This is a genomic window from Aquipseudomonas alcaligenes (genome assembly GCF_003205495.1).
Classification (GTDB): Bacteria; Pseudomonadota; Gammaproteobacteria; order Pseudomonadales; family Pseudomonadaceae; genus Aquipseudomonas; species Aquipseudomonas alcaligenes_B.
In genome coordinates this window covers 186,764-207,625 of sequence record NZ_QJRX01000004.1, presented here as the reverse complement: position 1 = coordinate 207,625, position 20,862 = coordinate 186,764, and the positions used below count along the sequence as shown (strand labels likewise).

The window sequence follows — 20,862 nt, the reverse complement described above, 5'->3', positions numbered from 1 at the left end:
CTTTTTTGTGTCTGGCTGGTGGAAATCAGGCCTCTTCGCTGGCCATTTCCACGTCGTGGGCGATCAGGGCGACCAGGGCGTTCTGCTGGCGGCGCGAGAGTTGGCGGAAGCGCTGCAGCAGTTCGCGCTCGTGCAGGGACAGCTCGGGGCTGTCCAGGCGCAGGTTCAGCTCGTCACCCAGAGCATCTTCCTGGAACAGGCTCTGTTCCAGGCGAGCGATGATCTCCGAGTTCATGCTGCGGTGATGATTACGCGCCACGTCGGCAATGCGTTCACGCATACCGTCGGGCAGGCGGACTACGAATTTGTCAGCCGTGCGGCTGGAATAGATGGCCTGTTTCATAGGGCGTATACATTAAACCGGTTAGTTCAGGAAAGCGATGCTGGCATTCAGCTACTGAATTGTCACTGCTTTGACCATGATAGGCACTAGCCGTTCAGTCGGTAACCGCATCGGTTCGTTTAGTCGGTCGACTATTTGACGCCAATTACGTGTCGAATTGTGGGCCGAATACAGGCGCTTTGCCAGCACCAGTTGTCTGAAATGTGTCCAGATAGGCATATCTGATGTACCGGTCAGTATCCGTGCCTGCGGGAAGCCGCGTGCTTGAGCTCCTGCCCTGACTTCTACGGCAGGTTGCTGCAGATTCGCCCAGGGACGAATTTCGTACCCAGCCCTCTGGCGAAGCACATGACAAAACGCCCCTCGCTCGTTAACATGCCGCCCGGCCGCAGGGGAGCCTGCGCCGCATGTCCCAGTAGCTCAATTGGATAGAGCATCCCCCTCCTAAGGGGAAGGTTGGAGGTTCGACCCCTCTCTGGGACGCCAGAATGCCCAAAGCCCGCAGCCATTGAGGCGTGCGGGCTTTTTCATGGCGTGGAAACGAAAAAAACCGGCCGCCAGGGCCGGTTTTTTCAATCGACTGATGTCGACTCGGGAATTGGTCGGAGCGACTGGATTCGAACCAGCGACCTTCTCGTCCCGAACGAGACGCGCTACCAAGCTGCGCTACGCTCCGAAGGATGGCGCGCATTCTACCGAAAAAGTTTTGCTGCACAAGGGGTTAGCTGAAAAGTTTTTTTGCCCCACGTCCCTGTGGGCTGCCGCGTCAGAGTTCCTTGACGGTAATGACCTGATCCTTGTTGATCTTCGCGGGTTTGCCGTCGAGCTGTTCGAACTCGTAGAAGCCCGAGTCCTCGTCGAATTCCGGGGTGTCCACGGTCTGGATCTGGCTGCCGTCGTTGAGGGTGATCACGCTGGGGGTCGAGCAGCCGGCGAGGGCAATGAAGCCGAGGCTGGCGAAGAGGATGGGCAGCTTCCGTCGGTTCATGGGTAACTCCTTGAGTTGCGAGTGAGTACCGTTGGTCTGACGGAATCCTGCGGCTCAAGTTCAACCCGGTGTGGTTTGTGACAGCAGTTGCGGGGTATTCAGATTGGCCAGGCGTGGGTCGTCCAGGGCGCAGCGGCAGGCGCGCGCATCCAGGTGCAGCAGGGTGCGCAGAGGGCTGCGTTCACCTTTTTGCCACTCCTCTTGCAGCCGTCCAAGTGCAGACCTGGGCAGCAGGCAGAACATGGGCTGCCACTGCTCGTCCTGCTTCACCATTACCGGCTTTGCCGGGTTGTCTTCTGCCGTTTCGCGCAGCGCCTGCAGCAGGGCGTGATCAATCAATGGGGCGTCACAGGGCAGCACCAGAAGCCAGTCATGGCGGGCGGCGCCGAGGCCGGCGAGGATGCCGGCCAGCGGCCCGGGGAAATCGCTCTCGGCATCGCTCACCAAGCGGTCGGCGTAGGCCGCGTAGCGCTCGGCGTTGCGATTGCAGGAGATGATCAGGTCGTCGGTCAGTGGGCGTACCACCCGGTGCAGATGGGCGATCAGCGGCTGGCCGCGCCATTCGATCAGGCCCTTGTCGCGCCCGCCCATGCGCTGGCCACGGCCGCCGGCGAGCAGCAGGATGGAGCAGGGGGGCAGGTGCGGGCGGGGCATGGCGGGCGCTCTGGTGCGGGGCCTGTGGTATAACACCGGCCAGTTTTCGCCACAACCGGACCACGCCATGAGCCACAAGGCCGAGGCGGCTTTCGTGCCGCTGAACATCGCCGTTCTTACCGTCAGCGATACCCGAACCCTGGACACCGACACTTCCGGCCAGCTGTTCGTCGATCGCCTCAGCGCCGCTGGCCATCACCTGGCCGCGCGGGTGCTGCTCAAGGACGATCTCTACCGCATCCGCGCCCAGGTGGCGCAGTGGATCGCCGAGGATGAGGTGCAGGTGGTGCTGATCACCGGCGGCACCGGCTTCACCGGCCGCGACAGCACGCCCGAGGCCGTGGCCTGCCTGCTGGACAAGCAGGTGGATGGCTTCGGCGAGTACTTCCGGCAGATTTCGGTGGCCGATATCGGTACATCCACCATGCAGTCGCGCGCCCTGGCCGGCCTGGCCAACGGCACCCTGGTGTGCTGCCTGCCGGGCTCGACCAATGCCTGCCGCACCGCCTGGGACGGCATCCTCGGCGAGCAGCTGGACAATCGCCACCGGCCCTGCAACTTCGTCCCGCACTTGAAGCAGGCTGTGCCCTGCGAGAGCCGCGGATGAGCCTGCTGCCGGTCGAGGACGCACTGGGGCGCCTGCTGGCGCTGGCCGAGGCGGCGCCGATCGATGCACGCGAGATCGTTTCGCTGGCCGCTGCCGATGGACGTGTGCTGGCCACCGAGTTGGTCGCCGGTCTCGACCTGCCGCCCTGGCCAAACAGTGCCATGGATGGTTACGCCTTGCGTCTGGCCGACTGGCAGGGCGAGCCGTTGCCGGTGAGCCAGCGCATCCTTGCCGGCCAGGCCCCGGAACCGCTGCAGCCGGGCAGCTGTGCGCGCATCTTCACCGGCGCGCCGCTGCCGGCGGGCGCCGACACGGTGGAAATGCAGGAGAACGCCGAGACTCTGGCCGATGGCCGGGTGCGCTTCCTTGAGTCGATCAAGGTCGGGCAGAACGTCCGGCCCCAGGGCCAGGAGACCCGTGCCGGTGAGGTGGTGCTGCCGGCCGGCACTCGCCTGGGGCCGGTCGAGCTGGGCCTGGCTGCCTCGCTCGGTTGTGCCGAGCTGAGCGTACGGCGCAAACCGCGGGTGGCGGTGGTGTCGACCGGCGATGAGCTGGTCGAGCCCGGCCAACCGCTGGGCCCGGGGCAGATCTACAACAGCAACCGCAGCCTGCTGTGCGCCTGGCTGCAGCGCCTGGGCTGCGAGGTGCACGACGCCGGCATCCTGCCGGACGATGCGCAGCGCACCCGCGAGGCGCTGGCCGCTCTGGGCGACGCCGACCTGATCCTCTCCACCGGTGGGGTATCGGTCGGCGAGGCCGATCACCTCGGCCAGGTGCTGCGCGAGGAGGGTGAGCTGGCCCTGTGGAAGCTGGCGATCAAGCCGGGCAAGCCGCTCACCTGCGGACACTTCCGTGGCGTGCCGGTGCTCGGCCTGCCGGGTAATCCGGCCTCGACCCTGGTGACCTTCGCCCTGCTGGCCAGGCCCTACCTGTTGCGCCGCCTCGGCGTGCAGCGCGTCGTGCCTCTGAGCGTCGAGGTCGCGGCCGGCTTCTCTTGGAGCAAGCCGGGCAAGCGCCGCGAGTACCTGCGCGCGCGCCTGGAGAACGGCCGCGCCGTGCTCTACCCGAACCAGAGTTCCGGCGTACTGCGCAGCGCGGCCTGGGCCGATGGCCTGGTGGAGGTGCTGGAAGAGCGAGCCTATGGCGAAGGCGATGTGCTGCGCTTCATTCCGCTGAGCGAAGTGTTGGGCTAGGTCCAAGGCGCGGGTTTCACCCACCCTGCAGACGCCGAGTAGAGCGGGTGAAGCCCGCTCAGCCGATGCAGCAGTTTAGAGCGGCGCGCCCTTGCGCCGCTCGCGGTACTCGCCCGGGGTCATGCCGGTCCAGGCCTTGAAGCTGCGGTGGAAGGAGCGCGATTCGGTGAAGCCGAGGTAGCTGGCGATGTCCTGGATCGCCAGGTCGCTGCGCAGCAGGTAGTGCTCGGCCAGTTCCTGGCGCAGCTGGTCGAGAATTTCCTGGTAGCTGGTGCCGGCCTGTTGCAGGTGGCGCTGCAGGGTGCGCACCGTCATGTGGAATTTCTCGGCGACCTTTTCCTTGCGCGGCAGGCCGTCCTTGAGCAGCAGGCGCAGGGCGTTCTTCACCCGTTGCGGTAGCGGCTCGTTGTCGTCCAGGCCGGCCATCATGGTCAGCGCGTGTTCTTCCAGGGTGCGCAGCAGGTTGGCGTCGGCCTGGCGCAGGGGAATGGCCAGGTAGTCCAGCGGCACCAGCAGGGCGTTGCACGGCTGGCCGAAGCGTACCGGGCAGCCGAAGAAGGCCTCGTAATCCTCCTGCGGCGCCTCGGCGGGGCGCTCATGCTCCAGCCAGACCTCGCGCGGCGACCTGTCCATGTCGGCGATCCAGCGCGCGTAGAGCATCCACGAGGCCAGCACGTTCTCCACCATATGGCGGCGGATGCCGGCGCTCTCGTGGCGGCAGTTCCAGATCAGCCTTACGTGGTCACCGGCCATCTCCAGGCGGCTGGTGCCCATGTCACCGACCAGCTTCTCGTAGGGCACGATGCGGCTCATGGCCTCGCCCAGGGTCGCGCAGTTCATGGTGATGTAGCCGAGCACACTCCAGGAGCCCGGCTGCACGTAGCGCGCCGAATGCAGGCCGAACAGCGGGTCGCCGGACACCTGCATCAGGTGCTGCAGCAGACGCTCGTGGGCCTCGCTGGGGATGCGTCGGCCGTTGTCGGCCAGGTCTTCGAGGGTCACGCCAGCGGCGCGGCGCGCGGCCTCCAGGTCCAGGCCGAGGGCTTCGGCATGGCGCAGGTACTTGAGCAGGGCGGGAACCGAGGTATAGCCGAGGGTCAGCATGGTTTTCTTGTTGTTCTGCTTGTCATGATTGGCGACAGCCGCTGGCCCGATCCGACAGTGACCGGCGCGGGCGGCTGGCTAGTATAGGCAGCCATCGAGAATGACCGGAATAGTGGGAGCACGCATGCGACGTTGGAATGGATGGGGCGACGAGGCCACCGTGGTGGAGCTGCCGGCGCATGGCGCGGCCTTCCTGGAGAACCTGGTCGGCACCGGGCAGCGCCTGAAGGATGCCACCCTCGAACAGGTGCTGGCGCGAGTGCCCGAATCGCGCCTGAGCCTGCGCCACCCGCTGATCAGCGTCGATGCCGAAGTGCGCGTGCGCCACGCCCGCGGCCAGAGCCTGCCGGACTGGCTGGCCATGCGTTCCGGCGAGTTCGGCGTGTTCCCCGACGGCGTTGCCCTGCCGGAAACCGCCGCGCAGATCCGCGAGCTGCTGGCCTGGGCCAGGGAGCAGGACGCCATCGTCATCCCCTACGGCGGCGGCACTTCGGTGGCTGGGCATATCAACCCGGTCGAGTCCGCCAAGCCGGTGCTGACCCTGTCGCTGGAGCGCATGACCCAGCTGCTCGACCTCGACGAGCAAAGCCAGATCGCCACCTTCGGCCCTGGCGCCAACGGCCCGCAGGTGGAAGCGCAGCTGCGCGCGCGCGGCTATACCCTCGGCCACTTCCCGCAGTCCTGGGAGCTGTCCACCCTCGGCGGCTGGGTCGCCAGCCGCTCCAGTGGCCAGCAGTCGCTGCGTTACGGGCGCATCGAGCAGCTGTTCGCCGGCGGCAAGGTCGAGACCTTCGCCGGCACCCTGGAGATCCCCACCTTTCCGGCCTCGGCCGCTGGCCCCGACCTGCGCGAGCTGATCCTCGGTAGCGAGGGCCGCTTCGGCGTGATCTCCGAGGTCAAGGTGCGCGTCACCAAGCTGGCCGAGCAGGAGAAGTTCTTCGCCGTGTTCCTGCCCAGCTGGCAGCAGGCCCTGGCCGGCATCCGCGCCCTGGTGCAGGCACGTATCCCGCTATCCATGCTGCGCCTGTCCAACGCCATCGAGACCGAGACCCAGCTGGCCCTGGCTGGCCATCCGGAACAGATCGCCCTGCTGGAGAAGTACCTGGCCCTGCGCGGCGCGCGCGCCGGCAAGTGCATGCTGACCTTCGGCGTCACCGGCAACCGCAGCCAGAATGCGCTGTCGGTGAAGCAGGCGAAAAAGCTGCTGAAGGGCTTCGGCGGCGTGTTCACCGGCACCCTGCTGGGCAAGAAATGGGCGGAGAACCGCTTCCGCTTCCCCTACCTGCGCCACGGCCTGTGGGAGGCCGGCTACGCGGTGGATACCCTGGAGACGGCCACCGACTGGAACAACGTCGACCACCTGCTGAACCAGGTCGAGGCCAGTCTGCGCCAGGGCCTGGCGGAGGAGGTCGAGCGGGTCCACGTTTTCACCCACCTGTCGCACGTCTACGGCCAGGGTTCGAGCATCTACACCACCTACGTGTTCCGTCCGGGCGACTGCTACGAAACCACCCTGGCGCGCTGGGCCAAGCTCAAGCAGGCCGCCAGCCGGACCATCGCCGCCAACCGCGGTACCATCAGTCACCAGCATGGCGTCGGGCGGGATCACGCGCCGTACCTGGTGGCTGAGAAGGGCGAACTGGGCATGGCGGCGCTCAAGGCCATGGCGCAGCATTTCGATCCGGAGCAGCGCCTGGCTCCGGGCGTCCTCCTGGAAGACTGAAATGGCCTGGAACGCCACCTGGCGTGAGGCCGCGCTGCCCGAGCTGGCGGCGCGCGACTGGGACCTGATAGTGGTCGGCGGCGGCATCAGCGGCGCCGGTATTCTGCGCGAGGCGGCGCGGCGTGGCTGGAGCTGCCTGCTGCTGGAGCAGCGCGACTTCGCCTGGGGCACCTCCAGCCGTTCGTCGAAGATGGTCCACGGCGGCCTGCGCTATATCGCCAAGGGCCAGCTGGGCCTGACCCGCGATTCGGTGCGCGAGCGCCAGCGCCTGCTCGGCGAGGCGCCGGGGCTGGTCGATGCGCTGCCGTTCCTGTTCCCGCATTACCGCGGCAAGTTTCCCGGCCCCCGGGTGTTCGGTGGCCTGCTCGGCGTGTACGACGCCCTGGCCGGCCAGCGCCTGCACCGCTACCACCCGGCCGCCGAGCTGCGCTACCTGGCGCCGGGGCTGAACGACGCCGAACTGCTCGGCGGCACCCTGTTTACCGATGCGGTCACCGATGACGCGCGCCTGGTCATGCGCGTGCTGGGCGAGGCACGGGCCGAGGGCGGCGAGGCGCTCAACGGCCTGCGCGTGGTCGAACTCAGTCGCGATGGCGAGCGGGTGAACGGCCTGGTCGCCGAGGATAGCGAGAGTGGCCAGCGTTTCAGCTTCCGTGCCTGCGCCGTGGCCCAGGCCACCGGCGCCTGGGCCGATGAGCTACGGCAGAATACGGGCCTGGAACATATCCGCCCGCTGCGCGGCAGCCACCTGCTGCTGCCGGCCTGGCGCCTGCCGGTAGCCCAGGCCATCAGCTTTATGCACCCCGAGGACCAGCGTCCGGTGTTCGTTTTCCCCTGGGAGGGCGCCACGGTGATCGGCACCACCGATCTGGACCATGGCGAGGCGCTGAATCGCGACGCGCGGATCACGGAGGATGAGGTGGAGTACCTGCTGGTGGCCTGCGCCAGCGTGTTCCCGCATGCCAAGGTCGGTCGCGCCGACGTGCTGTCTACCTGGGCCGGCGTGCGCCCGGTGGTCAGCGAGGGCGAAAGCACCGGCAAGAAGCCGTCGGATGAGAAGCGCGAGCATGCCCTGTGGGTCGAGCCCGGCTGCGTGACCCTGGCCGGCGGCAAGCTGACCACCTTCCGCCTGCTCGCCCTGGAGGTGCTGCGCGCCTGCGCGCCGATGCTCGGGCGCGAGGTGGCGGATGTGGGGCAGGCGGTATTCCATGCCGCGCCGCCGCTGGCACTGCCCGGCTTGAGCTTGAGCCAACAGCGCCGGCTGGCCGGTCGCCATGGCCGCGCGCTGCCGCGCCTGGCCGAGCTGATCGGTGAGTTGGGTAGCGAGTGCATCGGCGCCAGCACCACGCTGTGGGCCGAACTGGCCCTGGCCTGCGACGACGAGCTGGTGCTGCAACTGGACGACCTGCTGCTGCGCCGCACCCGCATCGGCCTGTTGCTGGCGGGCGGCGCCGAGGCCGAGCTGCCGCGCATCCGCGCCCTGTGCCAGCCGCGCCTGGGCTGGAGCGATGCGCGCTGGGAAGAACAACAACAACGCTATCTGGCGCTATGGCGCCAGTGCTACAGCCTGCCGGGTGAATCTTCGTGAGCGAACAACGCTATCTGCTGGCCATCGACAACGGCACCCAGAGCGTGCGCGCGCTGCTCTTCGACCTGGCCGGCAACCTGGTCGGCAAGGGCAAGGTGGAGCTGGAACCCTACTATTCCGAGCATCCCGGCTGGGCCGAGCAGGATCCGGAGTACTACTGGCGCAGCCTCGGCGAGGCCTGCCGGCAGCTGTGGGCCAGCGTCGACATCGACAGGAGCCAGATTGCCGGTGTGTCGCTGACCACCCAGCGCGGCACCCTGATCAATGTCGACGAGGCCGGCCAGCCGCTGCGCCCGGCCATTCTCTGGCTCGACCAGCGCAGGGCCGAAGTCGCAGGCAGCATCAAGGGCCCCTGGGGCTGGCTGTTCAAGCTGATCCGCGAAGAGGAGACCATCGACTACTTCCGCAGCCAGGCCGAGGCCAACTGGATCACCCAGCAGCAGCCGGAAATCTGGGCGCGCACGCACAAGTTCCTGCTGCTCTCGGGTTTTCTCACCCATCGCCTGTGCGGCCGCTTCGCCGACTCGGTGGGCAGCTGCGTGGCCTACCTGCCGTTCGACTACAAGCGCCTGTGCTGGGCCAAGCCGAGCGACTGGAAGTGGCAGGCCATCCCGGTGCGCCCGGACATGCTGCCGGAGCTGGTCAAGCCGGGCGAGCGCATCGGCGCGATCAGCGCCGAGGCCAGCGCCCACACGGGGATTCCCGAGGGTCTACCGCTGATCGCCGCTGCCTCGGACAAGGCCTGCGAGGTGATCGGCGCCGGCGGCGTGGAGCCGAGCACGGCCTGCCTGTCCTATGGAACCACGGCGACCATCAACACCACCCGCAGCCAGTACCTGGAGACCATTCCACTGATCCCGCCGTACCCGGCGGCGATTCCCGACCACTACAACACCGAGGTCATGGTGTTTCGCGGCTTCTGGATGGTCAGCTGGTTCAAGGAGCAGTTCGGCCATGCCGAGCGCCAGCGCGGCCTGGAGCTGGGCGTGGAGGCCGAGACCCTGTTCGACGAGCTGGTGGAGAGCGTGCCGCCGGGCTCCATGGGCCTGATGCTGCAGCCGTTCTGGTCGCCGGGCATCCGCGAGCCGGGGCTGGAGGCCAAGGGCTCGATCATCGGCTTCGGCGACGTGCACACCCGCGCGCATCTCTATCGCGCCATCCTCGAGGGCCTGGCCTATGCCCTGCGCCAGGGCCGCGAGAAGATCGAGCAGCGTTCCGGCACGCGTATCGAGCGCCTGCGCATCTCCGGCGGCGGCTCGCAGAGCGACGCGGCCATGCAGCTGACCGCCGACATCTTCAACCTGCCGGCCGAGCGCCCGCACCTGTACGAGACCTCCGGCCTTGGCGCGGCCATCGACTGCGCCGTCGGCCTCGGTTTGCACCCGGATTTTCCCACCGCCATCGCCGCCATGACCCGCGTCGGCAAGGTGTTCCAGCCCAACCCGCAGGCGGTGGCGGTGTACGAGCGGCTGTACCGCGAGGTCTACCTGCGCATGTACAAGCAGCTCAGGCCGCTGTACCGCAGCATCCGCGAGATCACCGGCTACCCGGCCTGAGGCACTTCCTGCCGCAACCCCCAGTCTGCATATACTCAGGCGACGGGCGAAGGAGGGCGCATGGGCGGACGCAAGGCATGGCTGATCCTGCATGGCAAGCAGGCGCAGAACGAGGAGGTGCGCGCCGCCGTGATGGCGTTGCGCGAGCGCGGCTGGCAATTGGCCGTGCGCCTGACCTGGGAGGGAGGGGATGCGGCGCGCCTGGTGCAGGAGGGGCTGGCCGCCGGCTATTCCACCCTGATCGCCGGTGGTGGTGACGGCACCCTGCGTGAAGTGGCGGAGGCCCTGGCGCTGGCCGGCGGCCAGGCCAGTCTGGCGCTGCTGCCGCTGGGCACCGCCAACGACTTCTGCCGCGCCGCCGGCATCCCGCTGGTGCCGGACGAGTCCCTGGCCCTGCTGGAGAGGCCGCCACAGCGGATCGATCTGGGCGAGGTGGATGGCCAGCTGTTCCTCAACATGGCCACCGGCGGCTTCGGCTCCAGGGTCACCGCCAATACGTCCGAAGAGCTTAAGAAACTGCTCGGTGGCGCCGCCTATTTCCTCACCGGGTTGACGCGCTTCTCCGAGGTGCACTCGGCCTTCGGGCGCTTTCGCGGGCCGGATTTCGCCTGGGAGGGCGACTTCCTCGCCCTGGGCATCGGCAACGGTCGCCAGGCCGGCGGCGGCCATGTGCTCTGTCCACAGGCGCTGGTGAACGACGGCCTGCTCGACATCTGCATAGTGCCGGCGCCGCAGGACGTGGTCGGCACCCTGGGCACGCTGCTGTCCGGTGGGGTGCTGGGGCTGGAGACGGTGTCGCTCAGTGCGCGCCTGGCCTGGCTGGAAATCGATGCGCCGGAAGGGCTGGACATCAACCTCGATGGTGAACCGCTGGAGAGCCGCCACCTGCGTTTCGCTGCGCGTGCCGCAGCCTTGTCCGTGCACCTGCCGGAGTCTTCGCCGCTGCTCGGGTAGGGCGGCTGGCGCGGTCCGCGCCCGTGCGGCATGATGGCGCCAGGCCATACCCTGCAGTTTGCGTGCAAGCGGCCGATAGAGGCTAGACTCGATACAGTCATGAGGAGCAGTTAGATGGCCGGCATTCTCGATACAGTGGACCAGCGCACCCAACTGGTGGGTGAGAACCGTCTGGAAATCCTCATGTTCCGCCTGGCCGGGCGCCAGCTGTTCGCCATCAACGTGTTCAAGATCCAGGAAGTATTGCAGCTGCCCAAGCTGACCCTGATGCCGCACCGCCACCCGCATGTCTGCGGCGTGGTCAGCCTGCGCGGGCAGACCCTGCCGGTGATCGACCTGTCCCAGGCCATCGGCATGCGTCCGCTGACGCCCAACGAGAACAGCACCATCATCGTCACCGAGTACAACCGCTCGGTGCAGGCGTTCCTGGTCGGCGGTGTGGATCGCATCCTCAACCTCAACTGGGAGTCCATCCTGCCGCCGCCCGGCGGAGCGGGGCGCCAGCACTACCTGACCGCCATCACCAAGGTGGACGATCAGATCGTCGAGATCATCGATGTGGAGAAGGTGCTGGCGGAAATCGCCCCGATGAACACCAAGGTCTCCGAGGAAAAGCTGGCCGAGCCGCTGCTGTCCAAGGCCATCGGCCGCGAGGTGCTGCTGGTGGACGACTCCAGCGTGGCCCTCAACCAGCTGCGCGATACCCTGACCCAGCTGGGCATCCGCCCGCACACCGCCAGCGACGGTCTCAAGGGCCTGCAGCAATTGAAGAAGTGGGCCGATGCCGGTGAGAACATGACCGACAAGCTGCTGATGGTGTTCACCGACGCGGAGATGCCGGAGATGGACGGCTATCGCCTGACCACCGAGATCCGCAACGACCCGCGCCTGAAGGACCTCTACGTGGTGCTGCACACCTCGCTGTCCGGCAGTTTCAACGATGCCATGGTGAAGAAGGTCGGCTGCGACAACTTCCTCTCCAAGTTCCAGCCGGACAAGCTGGTCGACGTGATCCTCGATCGCCTGCGTCGCGACGCCTGATCGCCAGGCTTGAGTGGCCGGCGTCCTCCCCGTATAACCGGCATTCACGATCCAAGGATGCCGGTCCCATGCAACTCTCCGCCCTCTACCGTTACCCGCTCAAGTCCGCCCGTGGCGAGAGTCTGAGCAGTTCGCCCCTGGAGGCGCTGGGCCTGCGCGGCGACCGGCGCTGGATGCTGGTGGAGCCCGAGAGCGGGCGCTTCCTGACCCAGCGCCTGCTGCCGCAGATGAGCCAATTGAGCGCGCTGTACAACGCCACGGGCGGCCTGAGCCTGAGCGCGCCCGGGCATGGCCGCCTGGAGGTGGCGCTGCCCGATCCCGAGGCGGACCTGCGTGGCGTGACCGTCTGGCGCGACAGCCTGCGTGTGCCGGATGCCGGCGATGCCGCGGCCGAGTGGCTGAGCGCCTTTCTCGGTCGGCCCTGCCGCCTGGTGCAGGTGCCCGAGGCGCGCGCCCGCCAGGTCGATACCGGCTACGCCCAGCCCGGCGACAAGGTGGCCTTTTCCGATGGGTTCCCGCTGCTGCTGATCGGCCAGGCCTCGCTGGACGACCTCTCCGCGCGGGTCGGCCGGCCGCTGGAGATGCTGCGTTTTCGCCCCAACCTGGTGATCGAGGGCAGCGCGCCCTATGCCGAGGACGGCTGGAAGCGCATCCGCATCGGTACCATCGAGTTCGAGGTTGCCAAGGGCTGCAGCCGCTGCATTCTCACCACCATCGACCCGCAGACCGGCGAACGCAACGCCGACCGCGAGCCGCTGACCACCCTGAAGACCTATCGCGAGCGCGACGGTGATGTGTACTTCGGGCAGAACCTGTTGCCGCGCGGCACCGGCGAGCTGCGCCTGGGCATGCCGGTCGAGGTGCTGGAGTAGCCGCGCAGCGCTCTCCGGCGCTTCCCTTCAGCGCTCGCGCAGGGCTTCGGAGCGGGCCTTGAGCACCGGCTTGAGCAGGTAGTCCAGCACGCTCTTCTGCCCGGTGACTATGTCCACGGTGGCGACCATGCCGGGGATGATCAGCAGCGGGTGTTCCTCGGTGCCCAAATGGCTCTTGTCGGTGCGCACCTGGATCAGATAGAAGCTGTTGCCTTCCTCGTCGGTGATGGTGTCGGCGCTGATCACTTCCAGCTTGGCCTTCAGCCCACCGTAGATGGTGAAGTCATAGGCGGTGAACTTGACCATGGCCTTCTGCCCGGGGTGCAGGAAGGCCACGTCCTGCGGCCGCACCTTGGCCTCGATCAGCAGGTTGTCCTCCAGCGGCACCACCTCGACCATCGGATCGCCGGGCTGCACCACGCCGCCGATGGTGTTGACCTTGAGCAGCTTGATCACCCCGTAGACCGGCGAGATCACCGTGGTGCGGCTGACCCGGTCCTCGATGGCCACGCTGGTGGAGGTGATCTTCTTCAGTTCGGTGCGGACCTCGTTGAGCTCCTTGAGCGCCTCGGTGCGGAAAGCCAGGGTCGATTCGTTGAGCTTGCTCTCGATTTCCTGCATGGCCGCCTCGGCCCTGGGAATGGCCAGGTTGGTGGCGTCCAGCGAGCCGCGCACTTCCACCGCGCTGCGGCGCAGGCGCAGGATCTCCACCTCCGAGATGGCGCCCGTGCCCACCAGCGGTTGCGACATGTTCAGCTCCTGCTGGAGCAGCCCCAGGCTGGAACGATACTGCTGGGCCTTGGCGCGGAACTCGGCCAGCTCCTGGGTCTTCTGCCGCAGCTGTTCGCGCAGGGTGTTCTGCTCGCTGTCCAGGCGCTGCTGGCGCGAGCGGTACAGGGCCATCTCGTCCTCGGCCAGCTGCGGCGCCTGCTTGACCAGGTCCTCCGGCAGGGCGATGGGGCGTCCTTCGGCCTCGGCACTGAGGCGCTCGACCCGCGCCAGCAGGGCCAGGCGGTCGGCCTCGGTTTCCCCACGGTTGGAAATGAAACGGGTGGCGTCCAGGCGCAGCAGCACGTCGCCCTTGTTCACCACCTGGCCCTCGCGCACGAAGATTTCCGTGACTATGCCGCCTTCCAGGTTCTGGATGACCTGTACCTTGCTGGAGGGGATGGCCTTGCCTTCGCCGGTGGTGACTTCCTCCAGTTCGGCGAACTTGGCCCAGATCAGCGCCGCCAGCAGGCAGGCGGTCACCGACCAGACGGTGGCGCGGGCCAGCCAGGGCGAGTCCTCGAGGATGGCGCCGTCCACTTCCGGCATGAATTCGGTGTCCTGCTTCTGCCGCTTCAGGCTGCCGAAGTAGTCGCGCAGGGATTGGGCGAGTTCCATGGGGGTCTCCCGCTACACCGCCGCCGGGCCGACACGGCCCTTGCGCAGGGCGTCGATCACCGCTTCCTTGGGGCCATCGGCGACTATGTGGCCGTAATCCATCACGATCAGGCGTTCGACCAGGCTGAGCATGGACGTCCGGTGGGTGATCAGCAGCAGGGTCTTGCCCTGCGACCAGCTCTGCAGGCGGTTGCGCAGGATGTCCTCGCTGGTGTTGTCCATGGCACTGGTGGGTTCGTCCAGCAGCAGGATCGGCGGGTCCAGCAGCAGTGCGCGGGCCAACAGTACGGCCTGACGCTGGCCGCCGGAAAGCAGCTGGCCGCGCTCGCCCACCGGACGGTCGAAGCCCTGCGGGTGCTGGCGGGCCAGCTCGGTGACGCCGGCGAGCTCTGCTACCTCCAGCATGCGCGCGTCGCTGACGTAGCGTGCCCCCAGCGTCAGGTTGTCGCGCAGGCTGCCGGCCAGCAGCGGCAGGTCATGGGCGACGTAGCCGATCTGGTGGCGCAGGTCGGCCACGTCGAGCTGGCGCAGGTCCAGGCCGTCGAGCAGGATCTGGCCTTCGTCCGGGGTGTAGAAATTCATCAGCAGGCGCGCCAGGGTGCTCTTGCCCGAGCCGCTGCGGCCGATGATGCCGACCCGTTCGCCGGCGGCCATGTGCAGGCTGACCTTGCTCAGCGCCGGGGTGCTCTGCCCGGGGTAGCTGAAGCTGACCTGGCGCACGTCCAGCGCCCCCTTGAGGTGAGTGCGTTCCAGCGGGCGCTGCTTGGGCTGGCGCTCCTGGGGCAGTGCCATCAGGGCGTCGGTGCTGGTCATGGTCAGGCGCGCCTGCTGGTAGCGGGTGATCAGGCCGGCGATCTGGCCCAGGGGCGCGAGTACCCGGCTGCCGAGCATGTAGCAGGCGACCAGGGCGCCGACGCTGAGGTTGCCGGCGATGATGATGTAGACCCCGGAGACTATGGTGGCCATGCCGGCAAACTGCTGCAGGAACATGGTGCCGTTGGTGGCCAGGGAGGCGAGGAAGCGGGCGTGGCTGTCCAGGCGGGTGAGCGCGCCATGGGTCTTCTCCCAGTGGTGCTGGCGCTCGCTCTCGGCGCTGCACGCCTTGAGGGTCTCCAGGCCGCCGAGGGTCTCGATCAGCAAGGCCTGGCGTTCGGCACCGAGCGCCAGGCTCTTCTCCACCGTATCGCGCAGGCGCGCCTGGATGATCAGGGCGAACAGCGCGGTGATCGGGAAGGCCAGCAGCGGGATCACCACCAGCCAGCCACCGAGCAGGCCGATGACCAGGATCATCAGCAGCGAGAAGGGCAGGTCGATCAGGCTGGTGAGGGTGACCGCGGTGAGGAATTCGCGCAGGCCCTGGAAGTCGTGGATGCTCTGGGCGAAACCACCGACCGTGGCGGGCCGGGCTTTCATCGACATGCCAGTGATGCGCTCGAACAGGGTGGCGGACAGCACCACGTCGGTCTTCTTGCCGGCCACGTCCAGCAGGTAGGCGCGCAAGACCCGCAGCAGCAGCTCGAAGCCGGTACCGATGAACAGGCCGATGGCCAGCACCCAGAGGGTCGAGGTGGCCTGGTTGGGCACCACCCGGTCGTAGGTCTGCATGACGAACAGCGGCACCATCAGGCCGAGCAGGTTGATCAGTAGGCTGGCCAGTACGGCGTCGGTATAGAGCCAGCGCGACAGCTTGAGCGTGTCGCGGAACCAGGCCTCGACCCTTGGCACCAGCGGCGTGCGGGTGTCTTCCAGCTCATGCTGTGGCTTGGCGAAGAAGGCCTGGCCGCTGTACTCGATGGCCAGATGCTCGCGGTTGACCCACTGCTCGCCGCCATCGGCCTCGCAGGGCAGGATCTGCATCTGGTTCTTCGGGCCGATCTTGCGCAGCACGGCGCTGCGGCCGTCCTTCAGGAGCAGCAGAACCGGCAGGTTCAGCGGCGAGATGGCCTCCAGCTCGCGCCGCAGGATGCGTCCCTGCAGGCCGGCGCGCGCCGCCGCCCGCGGCAGCAGCTCGGCGCTCAGGCGCTGTTCGGGCATCGGCAGGCCGGCGGTCAGGCTGGCACGGCTGGCCGAGCATTCGTGCAGGTTGCAGAGGATCAGCAGGCCGTCCAGCAACGGGTCGTCGTGACTCTGCCGCTGGTCGTCGGAGGGTCTCCGTTCCATGGTGGTCAAGGTCACTACTCCTGAGCAGTTGCCCGGGGCCGGCGGCCACCGGGCAACGACTTCGCCGGTATTACTGCATGTCCGGCAGGCGGGCCTCGCTCTTCACTTCGGTGAGGGCTACAGCTTCGGCCGGGACTACGACGTTCTGCTTCTTCAACAGCTCGCCCATGGCGGAGATGACGCGGTACATGGAGAACTCTTCGGTGTAGCGCACCTCGGTGTAGCGGCGGTTGGCGGTGAAGAGTTCGTTCTCGCTGTCCAGCAGGTCGAGCAGGGTGCGTTGACCGAGGCTGAACTGTTGCTGGTAGGCCTCGCGCACGCGCGAGGTGTAGTCGGCATAGTCACGGGCCTTGGGGGTCTGCAGACGGGCGTTTTCCATGGCGTTCCAGGCCAGGGCCAGGTTCTCGTTGAGCACCCGCAGGGCGTTGTTGCGGATGTCCATGGACTGGTTGATCTTGTGCGCGGCGCCCTGCAGGCGGGCCTTGTCACGCATGCCGTTGAACAGGTTGTAGTTCATCACCACGGCGGCGCGCCAGGTGTTGTAGTGGCCCTCGTCGCCCTGGACGTTGTCATCGGCGGTAGTGGCCAGTTCCAGGTCGAAGCGCGGATAGAAGGGCGCCTTGGCCACTTCGTACTGCTTCTCGGCGGCGTGCACGTCGGCCTGGGCGGACTTCAGGTAGGGGTTGTTGTCCATCACCGTCTGCCGGGCCATGTTGATGTCTTCCGGCAGCTCGCCCTTGACCGTGGCCGGTTGTTCCAGCTCGTCCGGCATGCGCCCGGTGGCACTGAAGAAGTTGGCCTGGGCGTCGGCCAGGTTGACCTGCTCGGTGTAGAGGTTGTTCTCCGCCAGGGCCAGACGTGCCTCGGACTGGTCGAGGTCGGCGGTGCTGCCGACGCCACGCTCGCTACGCAGGCGGATCTGGTCATGGATGCGCTGGTGGGCCTGCAGGTTGTTCTCCGCCAGGCTCACCATCTCGCGGCGCTTGAGCACGTCCAGGTAGACCTCGACGGTGCGCAGGGCCAGGCTCTCGGAGGTGCCGAGGACGTAATAGGCGCGGGAGTTGACCACCGACTCGGTGCGGGCCACTTCGTTGGGCGTATTGAAGCCGTCGAAGAGCATCTGCCGCAGGCGCAGCTCGGCATCGCGGTAATTGAGAGTCTCTTTATTGTGGTCGCCAAGGGCACGCGTGCTCGGACTGTCGGTCTGCTCGCGGCCGTAGCCGACCAGCAGATCGACGGTGGGCAGGTAGCCACCTCTGGCGATCTTCACATCCTCGTCGGCCGAGAGACGATCATTCATGCTGGCGTGCAGCTCGGGATGATTGTCGATGGTGCTCTGGATGGCTTCCGAGAGCGTCATGGCCTGGGCCTGAGCACAGGCCATGGCCAGCAGGATACTGCTGCAGAGCGGTGTAAGAACGCGCATGAGATGCTTCTCCTTATTTGTATGCTCGGTTCCTGTCGCCAAATAAATGACGCTTTTGCCCGGAAATCTGTTCCAGGTCTGTAACATCACAGCTAAGAACATTCACAAGCGTAGCTAAGAAAAAATCCTCACAAGGTTTATGAGGAAAAAGTCTTATGCACTCTGTGAGAACGGGCACATTGTTTCTTCCGTAAGCCGCGAAAAACGAGGCCTTCAGGCCCTTTCGCAGTTAAGACGGATGGTCAATCGCAGTTTGGAGCATAAGGGGCGGGGATGTTCTGAGGGAGTGATCCGGTGCAGTTGGGGCGACACTTTTTTGTCGCATTGCAATTTTCAGGTTTATTGCACCGCGCGAATTCATTCAGTTCTTCTTCGTACGCAATCCCGGGTTCGAAAGGTGGTTTGGCCCTTTTGAAACGTGTCGGCGGTGGTCGGCAGCTGTAGTGCGGAGGAAGGAATCATGGCTACTTTGATTGGTGTCGTCAGTCAGGTTGTCGGCGAGGTCTTTGCGGTAGCCGGCGATGGAACGCGTCGACCGCTAGTCGAAGGCGATCGTGTCTATGCCGGCGAGCAACTGGTTACTGGTGCAGGCGGCGCGGTTGCGGTCACTCTCACCAATGGTGAGGTTCTCACCCTCGGGCGCGACAGCAGCCTGAACCTCAATGAGCAGATGCTGGCTGGTGGCGATGGGCAGACGGCCCAGCCGCAGGAGCAGGAATCCGCCGCTCCGTCGGACAGCGACCTGACCGATGTCGAGCAGCTGCAGGCCGCAATCGAAGCCGGCGTCGACCCGACCCTGGAGGGCGAGGCGACTGCCGCCGGTCCGGGAGCCGGTGGTGGCGGTGGCGCCGGTGGCGTAGGTGGTGGCCACAGCTTTGTGCTGCTGGGCGAGGTCGGTGGTGCGCTGGATCCGGTAATCGGCTTCCCGACTGCGGGGTTCAACACCGGCCCCGAGTTTCCCGATGCCGAGCCCATAGTGGATCCGGAACCCGCGCCGGCGGTGCCCGTCGATGGCCTGCCGACTGCTGAGGGGGCCACAACTGAGGTTGACGAAGATGGTGATCCCTCGGCACCTGGTCTGGCTGAGCGGAACACAGGAGGGTCGGGTGATTCCGATGCACCGAGCCAGGTCTCTGGGGCGCTCAACTACAGCTTCGGCCCCGACGGCCCCGGTAGCTTCACCTGGAATGCACCGAATCTCGCGGCCATACAGTCGCAAGGCCATCCACTGTCCATCGAGATCAGTGGCGACGGGCAGACCCTCATAGCGTTCTACATCCTCCCGGGTGACGGCGAAGGCGAGGACATACGGGTCGATGTATTCGAAGTGGCCAATGCAGGCGGTACCTATACCTTCACTCTGTTCGAGCCCTTGGACCACCCCGTGGTGGGCACCGAGGACGAGTTACTGCTGCAAATTCCCTTTACCGTCACGGACAGTGATGGGGATGCTGCCAGTGCCACGCTGAGCGTGACGGTGGACGACGACACCCCGCAGCTGGCGCTGTACCGCGGCGAGGGCGAGTACATTCCACGGATCAATGGACTGGTGCACGAGGATGCTCTTACTAAGAGCCCGCCGGACGGTGAGTACGAACTGTTCATGCTGCCGCCACTGGCGCTGGATGCCCCGCACGAAGGTAATAACGAGGACACTGACCCGATTGGCTCCGATGCCGACCCGGATCAGACCGTTACTTTCAGTAGTCATACTTCCCCCTACACCCCGCCACTTAGTTTTCTGGTCGACTTCGGCGCAGACCGCATCGGTAGCTTCGGCCTGGTGGACACGACTACCGCCAACCTTGTGCTCGGTGCGCAAGGGCTGAAATCGGGTGGGGTCTCCCTGATCTACGAAGTGACCGAATATGATGACGGCGGTGATCCGCCGAGCCTGCTGTACACCGAGTTGGTCGCCTACAAGGGCGAAGGTGGCATCCCGATCTTCACCCTGCAGGTGGAGGCCGATGGCCACTTCACCTTCACTCTCCAGGGCCCTATCGACCATCCGCAGCAGGATGGCAACGACAGCGAACTGTGGGAGTACTTGGGCGAAGGTGAGGAGTCCTACTTCGGCATCGACTTCACTCATGTGCTCACTGCGACCGACTTCGACGGCGATCCGGTGGCGGAATTTCAGGGCGACTCCATCGACGGCCTGTTTGTCATCAACATTGAGGACGACGTGCCGCGGCTGGTGGGCAGTGATAACCAACGTCCGACCGTGACTGGAACTGTGCATGACGACGCGCTGACCTTGTGGTCTGGCGAGGGCGCCCCGCCGGCAGCGCCGTACGAGGGCAACAACGAGGACGGTGATCCGGTCGGCAGCGATGCCAACCCTGCGCAGACCCTGGTGGCCTCGGGCGGAGAGGGTTCGCTGAGTGCGCTGGTGAACTTCGGTGCCGATGGCCCCGGTGCTTTCAGCCTGATCGACATCGAGGGCGAGGGCGGTGCAGCTGAGGCTGCCCTGGCATCGCTCACTGTTCAGGGCCTGAAGTCAGGCGGGGAAGAGTTACAGCACCGCATGGACGGCGGAGTGCTGGTGGGTTACGTCGAGGGTACCGAAGCCGGTGACTATGACGTGTTCAGCCTGCAAGTGAACGGCGACGGCAGCTGGACCTTTACCCTGCTCGGGCCGATCGACCATCCGAAACCCGATGGCGATGACAGCGAGTTGCTGAGTGATGACGAAGGCCTGCCGATCGACTTCTCTGGCGTTCTGGCGGCCACCGATGGCGATGGCGACCCGCTGGTGGGTGGATTCCCGTCGGGCAGTTTCGTGATCGATGTCGAGGACGATGTGCCGGTGCTGGCCGGCAGCGAAAACCAGCGCCCGGTGGTATCCGGCCTGGTGCATGACGACGCGCTGACCTTGTGGTCTGGCGAGGGCGCCCCGCCGGCGCCGCCGTACGAGGGCAACAACGAGGACGGTGATCCGGTCGGTAGCGATGCCAACCCCGCGCAGACCCTGGTGGCTTCGGGCGGAGATGGCTCGCTGAATGCGCTGGTGAACTTCGGTGCCGATGGCCCTGGTGATTTCAGCCTGATCGACATCGAGGGCGAGGGCGGTGCAGCTGAGGCTGCCCTGGCATCGCTCACTGTTCAGGGCCTGAAGTCAGGCGGGGAAGAGTTACAGTACCGCATGGACGGCGGAGTGCTGGTGGGTTACGTCGAGGGTACCGAAGCCGGTGACTATGACGTGTTCAGCCTGCAAGTGAACGGCGACGGCAGCTGGACCTTTACCCTGCTCGGGCCGATCGACCA

The 20,862-nt window shown here is 66.4% G+C and carries 16 protein-coding genes and 2 tRNA genes; 10 read left to right on the top strand and 8 right to left on the bottom strand.

The genetic code is table 11. The annotated features are described in order from the left end of the window. Window positions 1–25 precede the first annotated feature (25 nt). Window positions 26–352, bottom strand: a complete 327-nt coding sequence (locus DMO17_RS08900; protein ID WP_110682131.1) for an Arc family DNA-binding protein — start codon at window positions 350–352, stop codon at window positions 26–28. A gap of 400 nt (window positions 353–752) precedes the next feature. Between DMO17_RS08900 and DMO17_RS08895 the strand changes: the two genes are divergently transcribed. After that, window positions 753–829: transfer RNA gene (locus DMO17_RS08895), tRNA-Arg, on the top strand. Between the two features lie 113 nt (window positions 830–942). On the opposite strand, the gene DMO17_RS08890 is transcribed toward DMO17_RS08895, so the two are convergent. The 3 genes from DMO17_RS08890 to mobA all read right to left on the bottom strand — a co-directional run bounded on the left by DMO17_RS08890 (window position 943) and on the right by mobA (window position 1,985). Further along, window positions 943–1,019, bottom strand: a tRNA-Pro gene (locus DMO17_RS08890). A 90-nt stretch (window positions 1,020–1,109) separates the two neighbouring features. Continuing rightward, window positions 1,110–1,331 carry a YgdI/YgdR family lipoprotein gene (locus DMO17_RS08885; RefSeq protein WP_110682130.1) on the bottom strand — a complete coding sequence of 74 codons (222 nt, stop codon included), beginning with the start codon at window positions 1,329–1,331 and terminating at the stop codon, window positions 1,110–1,112. 60 nt (window positions 1,332–1,391) lie between these two features. Next, entirely contained in the window at window positions 1,392–1,985 is a 594-nt protein-coding gene (mobA, locus tag DMO17_RS08880; RefSeq protein ID WP_110682129.1) for a molybdenum cofactor guanylyltransferase MobA, read from the bottom strand. A 67-nt stretch (window positions 1,986–2,052) separates the two neighbouring features. Here mobA and moaB point away from each other — a divergent pair, with 67 nt between their 5' ends. Continuing rightward, a complete protein-coding gene (gene moaB / locus DMO17_RS08875) occupies window positions 2,053–2,592 on the top strand; it encodes a molybdenum cofactor biosynthesis protein B (protein WP_110682361.1) in 540 nt (179 codons plus the stop codon). Then, on the top strand, window positions 2,589–3,785 hold the full coding sequence (locus DMO17_RS08870) for a molybdopterin molybdotransferase MoeA (protein ID WP_110682128.1): 1,197 nt from the start codon (window positions 2,589–2,591) through the stop codon (window positions 3,783–3,785). The genes moaB and DMO17_RS08870 overlap by 4 nt, the downstream gene beginning before the upstream one ends. A 75-nt stretch (window positions 3,786–3,860) precedes the next feature. Here DMO17_RS08870 and gliR read toward each other — a convergent pair whose 3' ends face one another. Then, window positions 3,861–4,889, bottom strand: a complete 1,029-nt coding sequence (gliR, locus tag DMO17_RS08865; protein ID WP_110682127.1) for an AraC family transcriptional regulator GliR — start codon at window positions 4,887–4,889, stop codon at window positions 3,861–3,863. 124 nt (window positions 4,890–5,013) lie between these two features. Between gliR and DMO17_RS08860 the strand changes: the two genes are divergently transcribed. From DMO17_RS08860 to DMO17_RS08835, 6 genes are all read left to right on the top strand, one after another. Further along, the gene (locus DMO17_RS08860; RefSeq protein ID WP_110682126.1) at window positions 5,014–6,612 is read left to right on the top strand and encodes an FAD-binding oxidoreductase; all 1,599 of its coding nucleotides are present in this window, start codon (window positions 5,014–5,016) and stop codon (window positions 6,610–6,612) included. A gap of 1 nt (window position 6,613) precedes the next feature. Beyond that, a complete protein-coding gene (locus DMO17_RS08855; protein ID WP_110682125.1) occupies window positions 6,614–8,200 on the top strand; it encodes a glycerol-3-phosphate dehydrogenase/oxidase in 1,587 nt (528 codons plus the stop codon). After that, entirely contained in the window at window positions 8,197–9,756 is a 1,560-nt protein-coding gene (locus DMO17_RS08850) for an FGGY-family carbohydrate kinase (protein ID WP_110682124.1), read from the top strand. Before DMO17_RS08855 ends, DMO17_RS08850 begins: the two co-directional genes overlap by 4 nt. A gap of 60 nt (window positions 9,757–9,816) precedes the next feature. Beyond that, a complete protein-coding gene (gene yegS / locus DMO17_RS08845; protein ID WP_110682123.1) occupies window positions 9,817–10,710 on the top strand; it encodes a lipid kinase YegS in 894 nt (297 codons plus the stop codon). Between the two features lie 114 nt (window positions 10,711–10,824). Then, window positions 10,825–11,751 (top strand): chemotaxis protein CheV, encoded by a 927-nt coding sequence (locus DMO17_RS08840; RefSeq protein ID WP_110682122.1) that lies wholly within the window; start codon window positions 10,825–10,827, stop codon window positions 11,749–11,751. A 68-nt stretch (window positions 11,752–11,819) separates the two neighbouring features. After that, on the top strand, window positions 11,820–12,623 hold the full coding sequence (locus DMO17_RS08835; protein WP_110682121.1) for an MOSC domain-containing protein: 804 nt from the start codon (window positions 11,820–11,822) through the stop codon (window positions 12,621–12,623). Between the two features lie 27 nt (window positions 12,624–12,650). On the opposite strand, the gene DMO17_RS08830 is transcribed toward DMO17_RS08835, so the two are convergent. The 3 genes from DMO17_RS08830 to DMO17_RS08820 all read right to left on the bottom strand — a co-directional run bounded on the left by DMO17_RS08830 (window position 12,651) and on the right by DMO17_RS08820 (window position 17,595). After that, window positions 12,651–14,009: an HlyD family type I secretion periplasmic adaptor subunit gene (locus tag DMO17_RS08830; RefSeq protein ID WP_110682120.1), complete on the bottom strand. Its 1,359-nt coding sequence runs from the start codon at window positions 14,007–14,009 to the stop codon at window positions 12,651–12,653. Window positions 14,010–14,021: 12 nt separating this feature from the next. Continuing rightward, complete coding sequence (locus tag DMO17_RS08825; protein ID WP_110682360.1) at window positions 14,022–16,169, bottom strand: type I secretion system permease/ATPase; 2,148 nt, start codon at window positions 16,167–16,169, stop codon at window positions 14,022–14,024. 70 nt (window positions 16,170–16,239) lie between these two features. After that, complete coding sequence (locus tag DMO17_RS08820) at window positions 16,240–17,595, bottom strand: TolC family outer membrane protein (protein WP_110682119.1); 1,356 nt, start codon at window positions 17,593–17,595, stop codon at window positions 16,240–16,242. Between the two features lie 460 nt (window positions 17,596–18,055). Here DMO17_RS08820 and DMO17_RS19530 point away from each other — a divergent pair. Beyond that, window positions 18,056–20,862, top strand: a 2,807-nt coding sequence (locus tag DMO17_RS19530; protein WP_220034071.1) for a retention module-containing protein, incomplete at its 3' end; no start/stop codon positions are given.

Bases quoted from the DNA above. Each gene is read 5' to 3' on its own strand.
- DMO17_RS08885 (WP_110682130.1), bottom strand. From the start codon at position 1,331: ATGAACCGACGGAAGCTGCCCATCCTCTTCGCCAGCCTCGGCTTCATT.
- mobA (WP_110682129.1), bottom strand. From the start codon at position 1,985: ATGCCCCGCCCGCACCTGCCCCCCTGCTCCATCCTGCTGCTCGCCGGC.
- moaB (WP_110682361.1), top strand. From the start codon at position 2,053: ATGAGCCACAAGGCCGAGGCGGCTTTCGTGCCGCTGAACATCGCCGTT.
- DMO17_RS08870 (WP_110682128.1), top strand. From the start codon at position 2,589: ATGAGCCTGCTGCCGGTCGAGGACGCACTGGGGCGCCTGCTGGCGCTG.
- gliR (WP_110682127.1), bottom strand. From the start codon at position 4,889: ATGCTGACCCTCGGCTATACCTCGGTTCCCGCCCTGCTCAAGTACCTG.
- DMO17_RS08860 (WP_110682126.1), top strand. From the start codon at position 5,014: ATGCGACGTTGGAATGGATGGGGCGACGAGGCCACCGTGGTGGAGCTG.
- DMO17_RS08855 (WP_110682125.1), top strand. From the start codon at position 6,614: ATGGCCTGGAACGCCACCTGGCGTGAGGCCGCGCTGCCCGAGCTGGCG.
- yegS (WP_110682123.1), top strand. From the start codon at position 9,817: ATGGGCGGACGCAAGGCATGGCTGATCCTGCATGGCAAGCAGGCGCAG.
- DMO17_RS08840 (WP_110682122.1), top strand. From the start codon at position 10,825: ATGGCCGGCATTCTCGATACAGTGGACCAGCGCACCCAACTGGTGGGT.
- DMO17_RS08835 (WP_110682121.1), top strand. From the start codon at position 11,820: ATGCAACTCTCCGCCCTCTACCGTTACCCGCTCAAGTCCGCCCGTGGC.
- DMO17_RS08830 (WP_110682120.1), bottom strand. From the start codon at position 14,009: ATGGAACTCGCCCAATCCCTGCGCGACTACTTCGGCAGCCTGAAGCGG.
- DMO17_RS08825 (WP_110682360.1), bottom strand. From the start codon at position 16,169: ATGGAACGGAGACCCTCCGACGACCAGCGGCAGAGTCACGACGACCCG.
- DMO17_RS08820 (WP_110682119.1), bottom strand. From the start codon at position 17,595: ATGCGCGTTCTTACACCGCTCTGCAGCAGTATCCTGCTGGCCATGGCC.